Source organism: Glutamicibacter sp. Je.9.36 (genome assembly GCF_051129975.1).
In the GTDB taxonomy this organism is placed as follows: domain Bacteria; phylum Actinomycetota; class Actinomycetes; order Actinomycetales; family Micrococcaceae; genus Glutamicibacter.
The window spans coordinates 1-255 of sequence record NZ_JBCPSN010000022.1; the positions used below are offsets into that span (position 1 = coordinate 1).

The window sequence follows — 255 nt, forward strand, 5'->3', positions numbered from 1 at the left end:
ACTGCACGGGGGTGCAATGCCTCAAGCAAATGTTATGTATTCACCAAATAAAAATATTCGGTATCAACAAACTTGGCACACTATTGAGTTCTCAAACAACAAACACTCTCGACACCGCAACCATCAATCCTTCGATGACTGCTTCGCTCCGGAGCAACTTTTCCAACTTACCAGAGTTCCTGATCCGATCAAAATCGGCGGAAAACCTTCAGTGAAAAGTGATTGGCTGCCGGGTAAACAATCGGTAGATTCCGT

At 44.7% G+C, this 255-nt stretch carries 1 protein-coding gene; it reads left to right on the top strand.

The window, feature by feature from the left end; all coding sequences use genetic code 11:
* Window positions 1-16 precede the first annotated feature (16 nt).
* Window positions 17-255 (top strand): hypothetical protein (locus tag AAZQ98_RS17665; protein WP_434694148.1); only part of this gene is annotated, 239 nt, incomplete at its 3' end.